This is a genomic window from Buttiauxella gaviniae ATCC 51604, assembly GCF_001654835.1.
GTDB lineage: Bacteria > Pseudomonadota > Gammaproteobacteria > Enterobacterales > Enterobacteriaceae > Buttiauxella > Buttiauxella gaviniae.
The window spans coordinates 107,161-120,909 of record NZ_LXEP01000044.1; the positions used below are offsets into that span (position 1 = coordinate 107,161).

The 13,749-nt window shown below is 53.2% G+C and carries 11 protein-coding genes; 9 read left to right on the top strand and 2 right to left on the bottom strand.

Annotated features, from left to right (window positions below; translation table 11 throughout):
• Nucleotides 1-3: 3 nt before the first annotated feature.
• The 8 genes from uca (at nt 4) to M977_RS21520 (ending at nt 11,114) form a co-directional block, all read left to right on the top strand.
• Entirely contained in the window at nt 4-3,624 is a 3,621-nt protein-coding gene (uca, locus tag M977_RS21485; protein ID WP_064518782.1) for an urea carboxylase, read from the top strand.
• Entirely contained in the window at nt 3,621-4,301 is a 681-nt protein-coding gene (locus tag M977_RS21490; protein WP_083962978.1) for a GntR family transcriptional regulator, read from the top strand. The genes uca and M977_RS21490 overlap by 4 nt, the downstream gene beginning before the upstream one ends.
• A 28-nt stretch (nt 4,302-4,329) precedes the next feature.
• Complete coding sequence (urtA, locus tag M977_RS21495; RefSeq protein ID WP_064518784.1) at nt 4,330-5,601, top strand: urea ABC transporter substrate-binding protein; 1,272 nt, start codon at nt 4,330-4,332, stop codon at nt 5,599-5,601.
• A 104-nt stretch (nt 5,602-5,705) separates the two neighbouring features.
• A complete protein-coding gene (gene urtB / locus M977_RS21500; protein ID WP_064518785.1) occupies nt 5,706-7,271 on the top strand; it encodes an urea ABC transporter permease subunit UrtB in 1,566 nt (521 codons plus the stop codon).
• Nucleotides 7,271-8,344 (top strand): urea ABC transporter permease subunit UrtC, encoded by a 1,074-nt coding sequence (urtC, locus tag M977_RS21505; RefSeq protein WP_064518786.1) that lies wholly within the window; start codon nt 7,271-7,273, stop codon nt 8,342-8,344. Before urtB ends, urtC begins: the two co-directional genes overlap by 1 nt.
• Nucleotides 8,344-9,141, top strand: coding sequence for an urea ABC transporter ATP-binding protein UrtD (gene urtD / locus M977_RS21510; RefSeq protein WP_064518787.1), 798 nt, complete (start codon nt 8,344-8,346; stop codon nt 9,139-9,141). The genes urtC and urtD overlap by 1 nt, the downstream gene beginning before the upstream one ends.
• A gap of 1 nt (nt 9,142) precedes the next feature.
• Nucleotides 9,143-9,841, top strand: coding sequence for an urea ABC transporter ATP-binding subunit UrtE (gene urtE, locus M977_RS21515; protein WP_064518788.1), 699 nt, complete (start codon nt 9,143-9,145; stop codon nt 9,839-9,841).
• Between the two features lie 103 nt (nt 9,842-9,944).
• Nucleotides 9,945-11,114, top strand: coding sequence for a GNAT family N-acetyltransferase (locus M977_RS21520; protein ID WP_245163526.1), 1,170 nt, complete (start codon nt 9,945-9,947; stop codon nt 11,112-11,114).
• Between the two features lie 40 nt (nt 11,115-11,154).
• On the opposite strand, the gene ydeE is transcribed toward M977_RS21520, so the two are convergent.
• Nucleotides 11,155-12,357: an efflux MFS transporter YdeE gene (gene ydeE, locus M977_RS21525; RefSeq protein WP_064518894.1), complete on the bottom strand. Its 1,203-nt coding sequence runs from the start codon at nt 12,355-12,357 to the stop codon at nt 11,155-11,157.
• A 188-nt stretch (nt 12,358-12,545) separates the two neighbouring features.
• Between ydeE and eamA the strand changes: the two genes are divergently transcribed.
• Nucleotides 12,546-13,439 (top strand): O-acetylserine/cysteine exporter, encoded by an 894-nt coding sequence (eamA, locus tag M977_RS21530; RefSeq protein WP_064518790.1) that lies wholly within the window; start codon nt 12,546-12,548, stop codon nt 13,437-13,439.
• A gap of 45 nt (nt 13,440-13,484) precedes the next feature.
• Here eamA and marB read toward each other — a convergent pair whose 3' ends face one another.
• Nucleotides 13,485-13,700 (bottom strand): multiple antibiotic resistance regulatory protein MarB, encoded by a 216-nt coding sequence (gene marB / locus M977_RS21535; protein WP_064518791.1) that lies wholly within the window; start codon nt 13,698-13,700, stop codon nt 13,485-13,487.
• Between the last annotated feature and the right edge of the window lie 49 nt (nt 13,701-13,749).

Genomic DNA, 13,749 nt, shown 5'->3' on the forward strand with positions numbered 1-13,749 from the left:
ACAATGTTTAGCTCTGTATTGATAGCTAACCGCGGTGAAATTGCCGTTCGGGCAATTAAAACGCTCAAAAAAATGGGTATCGGCAGTGTTGCTGTTTACTCCGACCCTGATGCTAACGCGCAGCATGTGATTGATGCCGATGTGGCGATTGCGCTCGGTGGCGAAAAAGCAGCGGACAGTTACCTCGATATTGAGAAGATCGTTGCCGCTGCTAAAGCGAGCGGTGCGCAGGCGATATTCCCGGGCTACGGTTTTTTATCGGAACGCGCGGAGTTTGCCCAGGCCTGTGCTGATAACGGGCTGGTGTTCATCGGCCCAACCGCCGAACAAATTCGGGATTTCGGCCTGAAACACCGCGCTCGTGAACTGGCTTTTAAAGCTGATGTGCCGATGACACCGGGAACGGGCTTGTTGCTGACCCTGAAAGAAGCGCAGCTGGCGGCGGCTGAAATTGGCTACCCGGTGATGCTGAAAACCACCGCAGGTGGCGGGGGAATTGGCCTAACGCGCTGCGAAGATGAAGCGAGCCTGATTGATGCCTGGTCGAGCGTAAAACGTATGGGCCAGCAGTTTTTCAGCGATGATGGCGTGTTTATCGAGCGCTTTGTCGACCGTGCGCGCCATCTTGAAGTGCAGATTTTTGGCGATGGCAAAGGCAAGGTGGTCGCGCTGGGCGAACGTGATTGTTCGTTGCAACGTCGCAACCAGAAAGTGGTGGAAGAAACCCCGGCACCCAACTTGCCGCAAGCCACGCGTGAAGCGATTCATGCCGCAGCCGTGGCACTCGGTGAATCAGTTAATTACCGCAGCGCCGGCACCGTGGAATTTATCTACGACGCCGCCCGTGATGCGTTCTATTTCCTTGAAGTGAACACCCGTTTGCAGGTCGAGCATCCGGTCACCGAAATGGTCACCGGGCTGGATCTTATCGAATGCATGATTAACGTCGCCGCAGGCGTCACGCTTGACTGGCAGCGTTTAGCGCATCCGCCAAAAGGGGCCGCCATCGAAGTGCGTATTTACGCCGAAGATGCGCTGAAAAACTTCCAGCCAAGTCCTGGCGTGTTGACTGACGTTTACTTCCCGCAGGATGTGCGGGTCGATGGTTGGGTCAGTACCGGCAGTGAGGTCAGTGCGTTTTACGATCCGATGATCGCCAAAGTGATCGTTTACGGTGGCGATCGTCAGCAGGCGTTAAGTAAACTGAACACGGCACTTGCCGCCACGCGTTTACACGGTATTGCGACCAATCTCGATTACCTGCGTCAAATTGTGCAACTGGCGGAATTTAAAGCTGGAGTGATGTGGACCCGCCTGCTGGATGACGTGGTTTACCAGGCTCATGCCATTGAAGTGCTGGAACCCGGCACCTGGAGCAGCGTGCAGGACAGCCCTGGCCGCCTGGGTTACTGGGATATTGGCGTGCCGCCGTCCGGCCCAATGGATGATTTTGCGTTCCGTCTTGCCAACCGCATTGTTGGCAACCATCCGTCTGCCGCAGGTCTTGAATTTACCTTGCAGGGGCCGACGCTGCGTTTCCATAGCGCCGCAACTATCGCGTTAACCGGTGCAGATTGCCCAGCAACGCTTGATGACGAAGAAGTCCCATATTGGCAGCCGGTGATCGTCAAGGCGGGGCAGACGTTAAAACTGGGGCGTGCAACCTCGGGTTGTCGCACTTATCTGGCGGTACGCAATGGTTTCGACGTGCCGGTTTATCTCGGCAGCCGTTCTACATTTGCCCTCGGGCAGTTCGGCGGTCATGCCGGGCGCACTTTGCGCGTGGCAGATGTGCTGGCGATCTCCCAACCGTGCTTACCGGCGTGCACCACGCCTGCGCCGATTTCACTGCCGCAAACGCCGGAACCGGCAGTTATCCCGCAATACAGCGATGTCTGGGAAATTGGCGTGTTGTACGGGCCGCATGGCGCACCTGATTTCTTCACCCCTGAATCCATGCAGACGTTCTTTGAAGCCGAGTGGCAGGTTCACTACAACTCAAACCGCCTCGGCGTGCGTTTGGTCGGCCCTAAACCTGAATGGACGCGGGCTGATGGTGGCGAAGCGGGGCTTCATCCTTCCAACGTTCATGATTGTGAATACGCGATTGGCGCGGTGAACTTTACCGGCGACTTCCCGGTGATCCTGACGCGTGATGGCCCAAGTCTGGGCGGGTTTGTCTGCCCGGTGACCATTGCCAAAGCAGAACTGTGGAAAGTCGGGCAGGTGAAGCCGGGCGACCGCATTCGTTTCCACGCGATCACCTTTGAACATGCGCAGTCGCTGGAAATTGCACAAGATGTGGCAGTTACCAATTTGCTACATGTGTTAAATCTGCCGGATTTGCACCCGTCGATTACACCGACCACCACCTCAAGTGCGGCAATTCTCGCAGAACTGGATGCTCAGAGTGATTTACCTGCCGTGGTTTACCGCCAGGCGGGCGACAACTATGTGCTGATCGAATACGGCGACAACGTGCTGGATCTGGCGCTGCGCCTGCGTATTTATCTGCTGATGAAAGCCATCAAACAGGCCGGAGTTTCCGGTATTGAAGAGCTTTCGCCGGGTGTGCGTTCGCTGCAAGTGCGTTATGACAGCCAGCATATTTCCCAGTCGCAATTACTGACTTTACTGCTGGGTCTGGAAAAACAGCTGGGCGATGTCACGAAACTCAAAATTCCGTCGCGTATTGTGCATCTGCCGATGGCCTTTGAAGACAGCGCCACGCTTGCGGCGGTTGAACGTTACAAAGAAACCGTGCGCGCCGAAGCGCCATGGCTGCCCAATAACGTCGATTTCATTCAGCGCACCAATGGCCTGGCGCACCGTGACGAAGTACGGGACATCATCTTTAACGCCAGTTATTTGATTTTGGGATTGGGGGATGTATATCTCGGCGCCCCTTGCGCGGTGCCACTTGACCCGCGTCACCGCTTGTTGAGTTCGAAATATAACCCGGCCCGCACCTGGACTGCCGAAGGCACCGTCGGTATTGGCGGTATGTATATGTGCATCTACGGCATGGATTCGCCGGGTGGCTACCAGTTGGTTGGGCGTACGTTGCCTATCTGGAACAAATTCCTTAAGAACGAACAGTTTGGTGATGAGCCATGGCTGCTGAAGTTCTTCGACCAGGTGCGTTTCTATCCGGTCACCGAAGACGAACTGACTGAATTTCGTAGCGCCTTCCGTGAAGGACGTGCCGAGGTGCGTGTTGAACAGGTCGAGTTCGATTTTGCCGCTTACACCACCTTTCTTGCCGACAACGCCGACGACATTGCTGATTTCCGCTCGCGCCAACAGCGTGCGTTTGTCAGTGAAGTGGCGCACTGGAAGGAGCAGGAAAGTGCTGCGGTCGAGAGCGCGATGCTTGCGCAAGAAGAGTTGGTTGAAGATCAGCCAGGTCAGCTGGTGAGCGCGGATCTCAACGGCAATATCTGGAAGATCCTCGTGGAGCCAGGACAGGCTGTGAAGCAGGGCGAGCCGTTGATCGTGGTGGAAGCTATGAAAATGGAGCTGATGGTGAGCGCACCTTGCGATGGCACCGTTATTCGTATCAGTTGCCAGCAGGGTCGCCAGGTAGGGCCCGGTGATGCATTGCTGTGGCTGGATGCGGTGTGAATAAGAAACCCGAAGGTATCGCCGAGCGTATCCACCGCTTGTTGAAGCAGGAAATCTTTGATTTCCAGCTTCTGCCGGGTGACAGATTTAGCGAAAACGACATCGCAGTGCGCATGGCCGCCAGCCGAACTCCGGTGCGCCAGGCATTGTATGCCCTTGAGCAAGAAGGGTATGTCGAGGTACAGCCACGCAGCGGTTGGCAGATAAAAGCGGTGGATTTCGATCATCTGGAGTCGCTCTACGATCTGCGCATTGTGCTGGAGCTCGAAGCCGTAAAACGGCTGTGTATGTTGCCCACAGAGGTGAGTCCGCTGCCGCTTCAGGCGCTGAAACAGTTTTGGATTGATGCGCCACAACTGGCCGATGGCGCTGAAGTTGCCAGCCACGACGAGGAGTTCCATATGACGCTGGTTGAGGCCACAGGAAACCCGGAAATGGCGCGGGTCCATCGCGAAATCACCGAAAAAATTCGTATTGTGCGGCGGCTGGATTTCACCAAACGTCCGCGCGTAAGTGCCACATATCTCGAGCATGGACAGATTTTGCTCGCCATTTTGAACCGTCAACTTCAGGAGGCGCAGACCCGCTTACACGACCATATAGCCGCAAGTCAGAAAGAGGTCCGTCAAATTACTCTCCATATGCTTCATCAGGCGAAGCATGGGGTTATTCGCTAATTCGGGTTAAATCTGGGGTATACACACTATGCAACGTCGCACCTTCATTAAAGCTTTCGCGCTTTCCGCATCGGTAGTCAGCATGGGGCTGGCCTTCAGCGCACAAGCTGCCGACACCATCAAAGTGGGCATCATGCACTCGCTGTCCGGCACTATGGCTATCTCTGAAACGCCGCTCAAAGATGTGGCGCTGATGACCATCGCTGACATTAACGCCAAAGGCGGCGTACTGGGTAAACAGCTCGAACCGGTGGTGGTTGATCCGGCCTCCAACTGGCCGTTGTTCGCTGAAAAAGCGCGCCAACTGTTAAGCCAGGATAAAGCGGCGGTGGTGTTTGGTTGTTGGACATCGGTATCGCGCAAATCTGTGTTGCCGGTATTTGAAGAGCTGAACGGGCTGCTGTTCTACCCGGTGCAGTATGAAGGTGAAGAGATGTCGCCAAACGTATTCTACACGGGGGCTGCACCTAATCAGCAGGCAATTCCGGCAGTGGAATACCTGATGAGCGAAGATGGCGGAGCGGCGAAACGTTACTTCCTTTTGGGCACCGATTACGTTTATCCGCGCACCACCAACAAGATTCTGCGCGCTTTCCTGCATTCCAAAGGCGTGCAGGATAAAGACATCGAAGAAGTTTATACCCCGTTTGGTTATAGCGATTACCAGACCATTGTTTCCAACATCAAGAAATTCTCCGCAGGCGGCAAAACCGCGGTTATCTCCACCATTAATGGTGACTCCAACGTGCCGTTCTACAAAGAACTCGCCAACCAGGGCCTGAAAGCAACCGATGTGCCGGTGGTGGCGTTCTCGGTCGGTGAAGAAGAGTTGCGCGGGATTGACACTAAACCACTGGTCGGCAACCTGGCGGCGTGGAACTACTTTGAATCGGTTGATAACCCAACCAACAAAGCGTTTGTCGCCGAATGGAAAGCGTACGCCAAAGCCCACAAACTGCCGAATGCTGACACCGTTGTCACCAACGACCCGATGGAAGCAACCTACGTTGGCATCCATATGTGGGCACAGGCGGTGGAAAAAGCCGGAACTACGGATGTGGACAAAGTACGCGCGGCGATGGCAGGGCAAACCTACAAAGCGCCATCTGGTTTTACGCTCACCATGGACGCCACCAACCACCATCTGCATAAGCCGGTGATGATTGGTGAAATTGAAGGCAACGGCCAGTTCAACGTGGTGTGGCAGACCGATGCACCAGTACGCGCTCAGCCGTGGAGCCCGTTCATTGCAGGCAACGATAAGAAGTCTGAAGAGCCTGTGAAAATGGCGAGTAACTAAAGTAAAACCTGCGTCGGATGACGCTAGCGCTTATCCGACCTACGATTTGGATTTTGTTGGGGGATAAGCGCAGCGTCATCGACCAAAAATTCCAGGAGACGCCCATGAAATATGTACGCTGGCTGTTAATCATGGCCTGGCTGCTGCCGTGCTTCGCCCGCGCCGGAGATGCCGAAGATTTTGCCGCGGCGAACCGCACGCAACAGGCGAAACTGCTGCAAACCTGGGCGGCGGCACCGGATGCAAAACGTTTACCGCTATTAAGTGCCCTCGGGGCTGAAAGTCTGGTGGTTGACGAACAACATCATGCTTTTGTGCAAAACAGTTCCACACTCACACCGCTGGGTGATGCAAAAGCGCCAACGGGTGAGGTTAAAAAAGTCCGGCTGACTAATCGTTTACGCATTCTTGCGGGCAGTGCACTCGCCAGTCATCGACTAATAAGTGACAATGTCACTGAACGTATGCAAGCGGCAAAGACCCTGCAACGCGATGCGCAGCCTGATTTGCTGCCACTGTTACAACAAAGACTTAAAGCCGAAACAAACGAAGATGTTCGCAGCGAGCTTGAGGGTGTTGTGGCACAACTACAACTCACCAGCAGCGACGCAAAAGTGCGCCTGAATGCGGTGGAGTTACTTAGCCATTCTGCTGACCCCGATACGCAAGCATTACTCAAACCGCTGAGTGATGCGCAGACCGAACCCGATGCGCAGGTGCGCAAAGCCGCCAATGAAGGACTGCAAAAAATTCAGCACCGTTTGATGCTGGGCGACATCCTCGGCCAGGCATTTATGGGGATCTCGCTGGGTTCCATTTTGCTGCTGGCCGCCCTGGGGCTTGCGATAACCTACGGTTTGCTGGGCGTGATTAATATGGCACACGGCGAAATGCTGATGTTGGGAGCTTACTCCGCGTGGCTGGTGCAAAGCGTATTTCAGCATTACGCGCCATCATTGCTGACGTTTTACCCGATTGTCGCCTTGCCCGTCGCCTTTGCTATCACCGCTGGAATCGGTATGGCGCTGGAGCGGACGGTGATTCGCCATTTGTACGGTCGCCCGCTGGAAACATTGTTGGCGACATGGGGCATCAGCCTGATGTTTATCCAAATTGTGCGCATGGTGTTTGGTGCGCAAAACATGGAGGTCGCTAACCCTTCGTGGTTGTCTGGTGGCATACAAGTGCTGCCGAACCTGATTTTGCCGTGGAACCGCCTCGTTGTGATTGGCTTTGTGATGCTGGTATTGCTGTTTACCTGGTTGCTGCTGAACAAAACTCGTCTTGGCATGAATGTGCGAGCCGTGACGCAAAACCGTGCCATGGCCGCCTGCTGCGGCGTGCCAACCGGACGTGTGGATATGCTGGCGTTTGGGCTGGGTTCAGGCATTGCAGGTCTTGGCGGCGTAGCGCTCTCGCAGCTTGGCAATGTCGGCCCCGAGCTGGGACAAGGCTACATTATCGACTCCTTCCTTGTGGTGGTACTCGGCGGTGTGGGCCAACTGGCGGGAACCGTGGCTGCGGCATTCGGTCTGGGTATCTTCAATAAAATCCTCGAACCGCAAATTGGCGCGGTGCTAGGCAAAATCCTCATCCTGGTGCTGATTATTCTGTTTATCCAGAAACGCCCGCAAGGTCTGTTCGCCCTGAAAGGGAGGGTTATTGACTAATGAGCCAGCCGCTAACGTTAACACTCACCCGCAAAGCGCCGCGCATTTCTCTGGTACTGGGTTCACTGATTGTGGTGCTGATGCTGACATTGCCGTTTTTAACGCTGTTGCCAGCCAGCCATCCACTGAGCCTTTCGACTTACACGCTGACGCTGGTCGGCAAAATCCTCTGTTATGCCACGGTAGCCGTTGCGCTGGATTTGGTGTGGGGCTACGCCGGACTGTTGTCTCTTGGACACGGCATTTTCTTTGCCCTTGGCGGCTACGCGATGGGAATGTATCTGATGCGCCAGGCCGCAGGCGACGGGCTGCCCGCGTTTATGTCGTTCCTTTCCTGGGATCAACTGCCGTGGTTCTGGTGGGGAACCCAGCATTTTGCCTGGGCGCTGGCCCTGATTGTATTGGTACCAGGTCTATTGGCGCTGGTGTTTGGCTTCTTTGCCTTTCGCTCAAAAATCAAAGGCGTCTATTTCTCGATAATGACCCAGGCGCTGACCTACGCCGGAATGCTGCTGTTCTTTCGTAATGAAACTGGCTTTGGCGGTAATAACGGTTTCACCGGTTTCACCACTATTCTAGGCATGCAAATTACCGCCACGAGCACGCGCATCGGGTTGTTTATCGCCACGGTTTTATTACTGCTGGCAAGCCTTGGGATAGGTTTTGCACTCGCGCGCAGTAAGTTTGGCCGTGTGCTGACAGCGGTACGCGATGCAGAAAACCGCCTGGTATTCTGCGGTTACGACCCAAAAGGATTCAAGCTGCTGGTGTGGACCTTATCTGCGGTACTTTGCGGGTTGGCAGGGGCATTGTATGTGCCGCAGGTTGGCATCATCAACCCTGGCGAAATGTCGCCAACCAACTCTATCGAAGCCGCTATTTGGGTGGCGTTGGGTGGACGCGGTACGTTGATTGGCCCAATCCTTGGCGCAGGGCTGGTTAACGGGGCGAAAAGCTATTTCACCATGGCGGTGCCGGAATACTGGCAACTGTTCCTTGGGCTGATTTTTATCGTCGTAACCCTGTTTTTACCGCGTGGCGTGATCGGCTTGCTGCGTAAGGGAGAAAAATAATGCTACCAGGAGAACCGCTATTTACTCGGCAGTACGAGGCAGACCGATTCCGCGATCAAACCGATCCGGTGCTGATGCTGGAAAACATTAATGTCAGTTTTGACGGTTTTAAGGCACTGACCGATCTTTCACTCAATATTGGCGTTGGCGAATTGCGCTGCGTGATTGGCCCTAATGGTGCCGGGAAAACGACATTGATGGATGTGATTACCGGGAAAACCAAACCGCAAAGCGGGCGAGCTTTTTACGATCAATCGACCGATTTACTGCGTTTAGAACCGGCGGATATCGCGCAACGTGGTATCGGACGTAAATTCCAGAAGCCGACGGTTTTCGAGGCCCTGACGGTGTTTGAAAACCTGGAGATTGCGCAGAAAACAGATAAATCGGTGTGGGCGAGCCTGCGGGCGAAACTCAACTCTGAACAACGGGATCGCATTGACGAAATGCTGGTGACGCTGCGACTTGGCGCGGAACGCCATCGTAAAGCCGGGCTGCTTTCCCACGGGCAAAAACAGTTTCTCGAAATCGGCATGCTACTCGTGCAGGAGCCGCATTTGCTGCTGCTTGATGAACCCGCAGCAGGCATGACGGATGCCGAAACCGAGTATACCGCCGAGCTTTTTCGCGGGCTGGCAGGTAAGCATTCGCTGATGGTGGTGGAACATGATATGGGCTTTGTGGAAACCATTGCCGATCACGTTACGGTACTGCATCAGGGCCAGGTGCTGGCAGAAGGATCGCTTCGTGAAGTGCAGGCCAACGAGCAAGTGATTGAAGTGTATCTGGGGAGATGAAATGTTACAGGTCAACGATCTAAACCAATACTACGGTGGCAGTCATATTTTGCGCGGCGTCTCGTTTGAAGCAAAAATTGGTGAAGTCACCTGCCTGCTGGGGCGCAATGGGGTGGGGAAAAGTACGCTGTTGAAATGCCTGATGGGGCTGATCCCGGCAAAATCCGGCAGCGTGAACTGGCAGCAGAACAACATCACCAGCCGTAAACCGCACCAGCGTGTGCAGGCGGGAATTGCCTATGTGCCGCAAGGGCGCGAAATATTTCCGCGTCTGACGGTGGAGGAAAACCTGCTGATGGGGCTTTCACGCTTTGCAGGGCGAGATGCAAAGCAGGTACCGGAAGAAATTTACCAGCTTTTCCCTGTGCTTAAAGAGATGAAACAACGGCGCGGTGGCGATCTCTCTGGTGGCCAACAGCAGCAGCTGGCAATAGGTCGTGCGCTGGCATGTAAACCACAGTTATTGATTCTGGACGAACCAACAGAGGGGATACAGCCATCGGTAATTAAGGAGATCGGTCAGGTTATTGGTAGCCTTGCCGCCAAAGGTGATATGGCTATTTTGCTGGTGGAACAGTTTTATGATTTTGCCGCGCAGCTTGCCGATAACTATTTGGTGATGTCGCGTGGCTCGATTATCCAGCGTGGTAAGGGTACCGATATGGAAACCGATGGGGTCCGGGGGTTGGTGGCGATTTAGACATTATGGTCTGGTTTATCACAAAAATTATGGCTCTGTTTGTTATGCCATCACTTGTTTATATTCAGGTAACTTATCGTTATTGCGCCCGTGGAGGCCTGAATTGACTATAAATGAACATCAACAACCGGTTGGCCATGCACTTCCGGATTGGCAGCCTTGCCCGCGCCCACAGCGTGTGGTACTGGAAGGGCGTTATTGCCGGCTCGAGCCGCTGGCACCTACTCATACCGCTTCACTTTGGGCGGCGTGGAATACGGCAAAAGACAACAGCGGCTGGACGTATTTGAGTGTTGGCCCCTTTGCGGGCCTTCAGCAATTTGCCGATTTCATAGCGACTGCGGCGCAAAGCCATGATCCCATGCATTACGCAGTAGTTGATACCCAAAGCGGCGACGCGCTGGGCACTCTGTCTCTAATGCGCATCGACCCGGCAAATGGTGTGATAGAAGTCGGTTTCGTTATGTACTCTCCATTATTACAGCGTACCGTTCAGGCAACCGAAGCTCATTACCTGTTAATGAAGTACGCCTTTGAGCTGGGTTACCGTCGTTATGAGTGGAAGTGTGACAGCCTGAATGGCCCATCGCGCCATGCGGCTATTCGCCTGGGCTTCCGTTATGAAGGTCTATTCCGCCAGGCCGTAGTGTATAAACAGCGCACTCGAGATACTGCGTGGTTTTCAATTCTCGATAGCGAATGGCCGCAAATTCAGCAGGCGTTTGAAGTGTGGCTAAGTGTTGAAAATATGGCTGGCGGTGTGCAGAAGCAGGGGCTGGCAAGGATTCGTGCAAATCTGATGAGCAATCGCCCAATCCATGCCACGCATGCGGTGCAGGTGCGCGCTCTGGTTCAAAGCGATTACACACACTGGGCTGCGTTATGGCAGGGATATCTCACGTTTTACAACTCACAAATTAGTGACGTTGTCACGAAATTAACATGGCAGCGAATGCTTGATGCCGCCGAGCCTATGTATGCGCTCGGCGCGTTCGATGAGCAGGGTAAAATGGTTGGTATTGTGCATATGGTTTATCACCGTGGCACCTGGTCGGCTGAGGATCATTGCTATCTTGAAGATCTGTTTACCGCGCCAGATTCGCGTGGCAAAGGGGTTGGCCGGGCACTGATAGAAGGTGTTTATCAGCATGCGCAATCGAAAGGTTGCGGGCGAGTGTATTGGCATACCCATGAAACCAATGCGGCAGGCCAGGCGTTATACGACAAGTTGGCGGATAAGCCTGGGTTTATTCAGTATCGCAAAAATTTATAGCCAGTTATTTCGGGTGGATTAGCGAAGCGACATCCACCATTTAATTGAGAGCCAACTGCGGTTTCACCGCCATTCCTTTCACAATCATCAGATAGGCCAGTGCAATTGCCACCATCAGCGCTACGAATAACATTGATGGCGGGAACCAGGTCAGCATCAAGCCGGTGAACAGTGGAGTACATGCACCGCCTAACCAACCTAACTGCTGCGCCGAAAAGTAGCTCGCTTTAAGCCCTTCAGGTGCAATGTTATCAACCAACATATATTCACCTGGCGCAAATATTAGCTCACCGAGTGTAAACACTGCCGCAGAAACTCCCCATAACAGCAGGTTATCGCCTGAAATCATAAAACCTGCCAGACCGACTATGAAAAACAGCGTACCGTAGCCCATCAGTTTTTTGATGTTGTCCGGGCGAATGCGTTTGCCGACCATATACTGGAAAACTACCACCACAAAAGCATTCACCGGCAGTACCACTCCCACCACTTTTTGCGCCAAATCTGAATCAGAGATCGCAATCGCGTATTGCGATAAACAGGCAGCAAAAGAGCCAAACACCAGCGAACCAAGAAATGCGGACAAGGTGAAATACATCAATGCCTTGTCTTTAAGCATCTGACGCGGGGAAAGTACTACCCCATCGGTAGAACGTGAAGGGGCAACCGGTACACTGTGCACATAGCGGCTAATCACGATAAACGGGATTATTGCAGTTAGGGCTGAAAGCCAAAATGGCAGGTTGGTGCTGTAGAGCACCGCCAGCGTGCCGATTGGTGGGCCGACCGTCCAGCCGATATTGGCGAAGGTGTAATTAAGCGAGAATATTTTCGGCTTTTGATGAATTTCTAACGTGTCAGAAAAATACCCTTTCAGCACCGTGGCAAATACCGAATACGCGCAGTTTATGAGCGAATAGAACACCACCACCAGAACGGCACTATTTACCAACGGAATAGCGATAAAGCCGCCGAGGAAAATCACTATCGAAAACAGCATGTATATTTTCTTGTCGAATTTATCCGCGAGAATGCCAAACCACAGGCTAAATACCACACCCGCCGTTAGCGCGATAGTCAGCGCCATACCAATTTCGCTTAACGGCATACCGTACTGCCGGGAAAGATAAATGGTCATAAATGGCAGTGTCAGACCGCGCCCTACGGTCAGTAGTAGCGAAGAGAGCAGTAAAACGCTGATGGAGAGTTGCTTACCAGAAAAACGCGCCGCTAAAGAAACCATTTTGTTGTGTGTTTTTAGTATGTTCACGAAGATGTGTTTCAGATTTAGCATGAAGAATCGGCAAAGTATAGATGGCGTTTATCATGGAATGCTTTCTGTGCTTATGCTTAAAAGTGCGATCTGTATCTGTTTTCAGATTGGATATAGCCTTAAATTTTAACAAAATTGCAATAAAACGAGGGCAGGGTATGACGCGTAAAGATGGGCTACTGGCGATGCTGGTGGTTGTCGTGTGGGGGCTTAATTTTGTAGTCATTAAGATGGGATTACACAATATGCCGCCGCTGTTACTGGCTGGTTTGCGCTTTCTGCTGGTTGCCTTTCCCGCGTTGCTGTTTGTCGCGCGTCCTAAAATTCCCTTTCGCCTGCTTGCCGCTTACGGGCTGACTATCAGTTTTGGGCAGTTTGCGTTCCTGTTTAGCGCTATCAAGTTTGGTATGCCCGCTGGACTTGCTTCACTGGTGCTGCAGGCGCAGGCATTTTTCACCATTATCCTTGGTGCGTTTGTGTTTCAGGAGCGCCTACAAGGTAAACAGTTGGCGGGAATAACGCTCGCGGTGATCGGGGTGCTGGTGTTGATTGAGGGCAGTCTCGGTGGGCAGCATGTTGCTTTGCTCGGTTTTATGTTGACGTTAGCGGCGGCACTTAGCTGGGCATGTGGGAATATCTTCAATAAGAAAATCATGCAGCTTGAACCTCGTCCACCCATTATGTCTTTGGTGGTGTGGAGCGCATTAATACCAGTACTGCCGTTCTTTGCCGCCAGTTACTTGCTTGATGGCCCAAACGTGATGTGGCAAAGCCTGATTGCCATTGATATGACGACGATTTTGTCGCTGGTATATCTGGCCTTTGTGGCGACGATAGTCGGTTATGGCATTTGGGGAAGTTTATTGGGGCGCTATGAAACCTGGCGAGTTGCGCCATTGTCATTGCTGGTGCCCGTTGTGGGGATGGCGAGTGCCGCGTGGTTACTGGATGAAACACTGTCGTTCACGCAGTTGGCAGGGGCGTTACTGATTATGGGCGGCTTGTATATTAACGTCTTTGGCTTGCGGATTAGACGAGCGATAGTGAGTTAATTTCATCTGGCGGGCTAGCGTAAGTGCGCCCGCCAGATGCGGAAATTAGCGCGTGCTTTCGTGGTAGTAAGGCGTACCCAATAACTCTGATTTATCACCAATCGTTTCGTGGGAACTGCAATTGGTATGGCTGTCAGAAGGAGGGAGAATCATCCCGCCGTGATTGCTTTGGGTGGCGTTAAAACTGCCGGGCTGCTCCGCCAGAGCGTTAGCGGAAGCCAGAATCAGTACCAGGCTTACAGCGCCGATAAAACGTTTCATAAATCCTCGGTGTCTGTTTTAACCAGACGGTTGCATAGCGTTTGTTAAT

Excerpts from the sequence above, each read along its gene's own strand:
- uca (WP_064518782.1), top strand. The coding sequence starts at position 4 with ATGTTTAGCTCTGTATTGATAGCTAACCGCGGTGAAATTGCCGTTCGG.
- urtA (WP_064518784.1), top strand. The coding sequence starts at position 4,330 with ATGCAACGTCGCACCTTCATTAAAGCTTTCGCGCTTTCCGCATCGGTA.
- urtB (WP_064518785.1), top strand. The coding sequence starts at position 5,706 with ATGAAATATGTACGCTGGCTGTTAATCATGGCCTGGCTGCTGCCGTGC.
- urtC (WP_064518786.1), top strand. The coding sequence starts at position 7,271 with ATGAGCCAGCCGCTAACGTTAACACTCACCCGCAAAGCGCCGCGCATT.
- urtD (WP_064518787.1), top strand. The coding sequence starts at position 8,344 with ATGCTACCAGGAGAACCGCTATTTACTCGGCAGTACGAGGCAGACCGA.
- urtE (WP_064518788.1), top strand. The coding sequence starts at position 9,143 with ATGTTACAGGTCAACGATCTAAACCAATACTACGGTGGCAGTCATATT.
- ydeE (WP_064518894.1), bottom strand. The coding sequence starts at position 12,357 with ATGGTTTCTTTAGCGGCGCGTTTTTCTGGTAAGCAACTCTCCATCAGC.
- eamA (WP_064518790.1), top strand. The coding sequence starts at position 12,546 with ATGACGCGTAAAGATGGGCTACTGGCGATGCTGGTGGTTGTCGTGTGG.
- marB (WP_064518791.1), bottom strand. The coding sequence starts at position 13,700 with ATGAAACGTTTTATCGGCGCTGTAAGCCTGGTACTGATTCTGGCTTCC.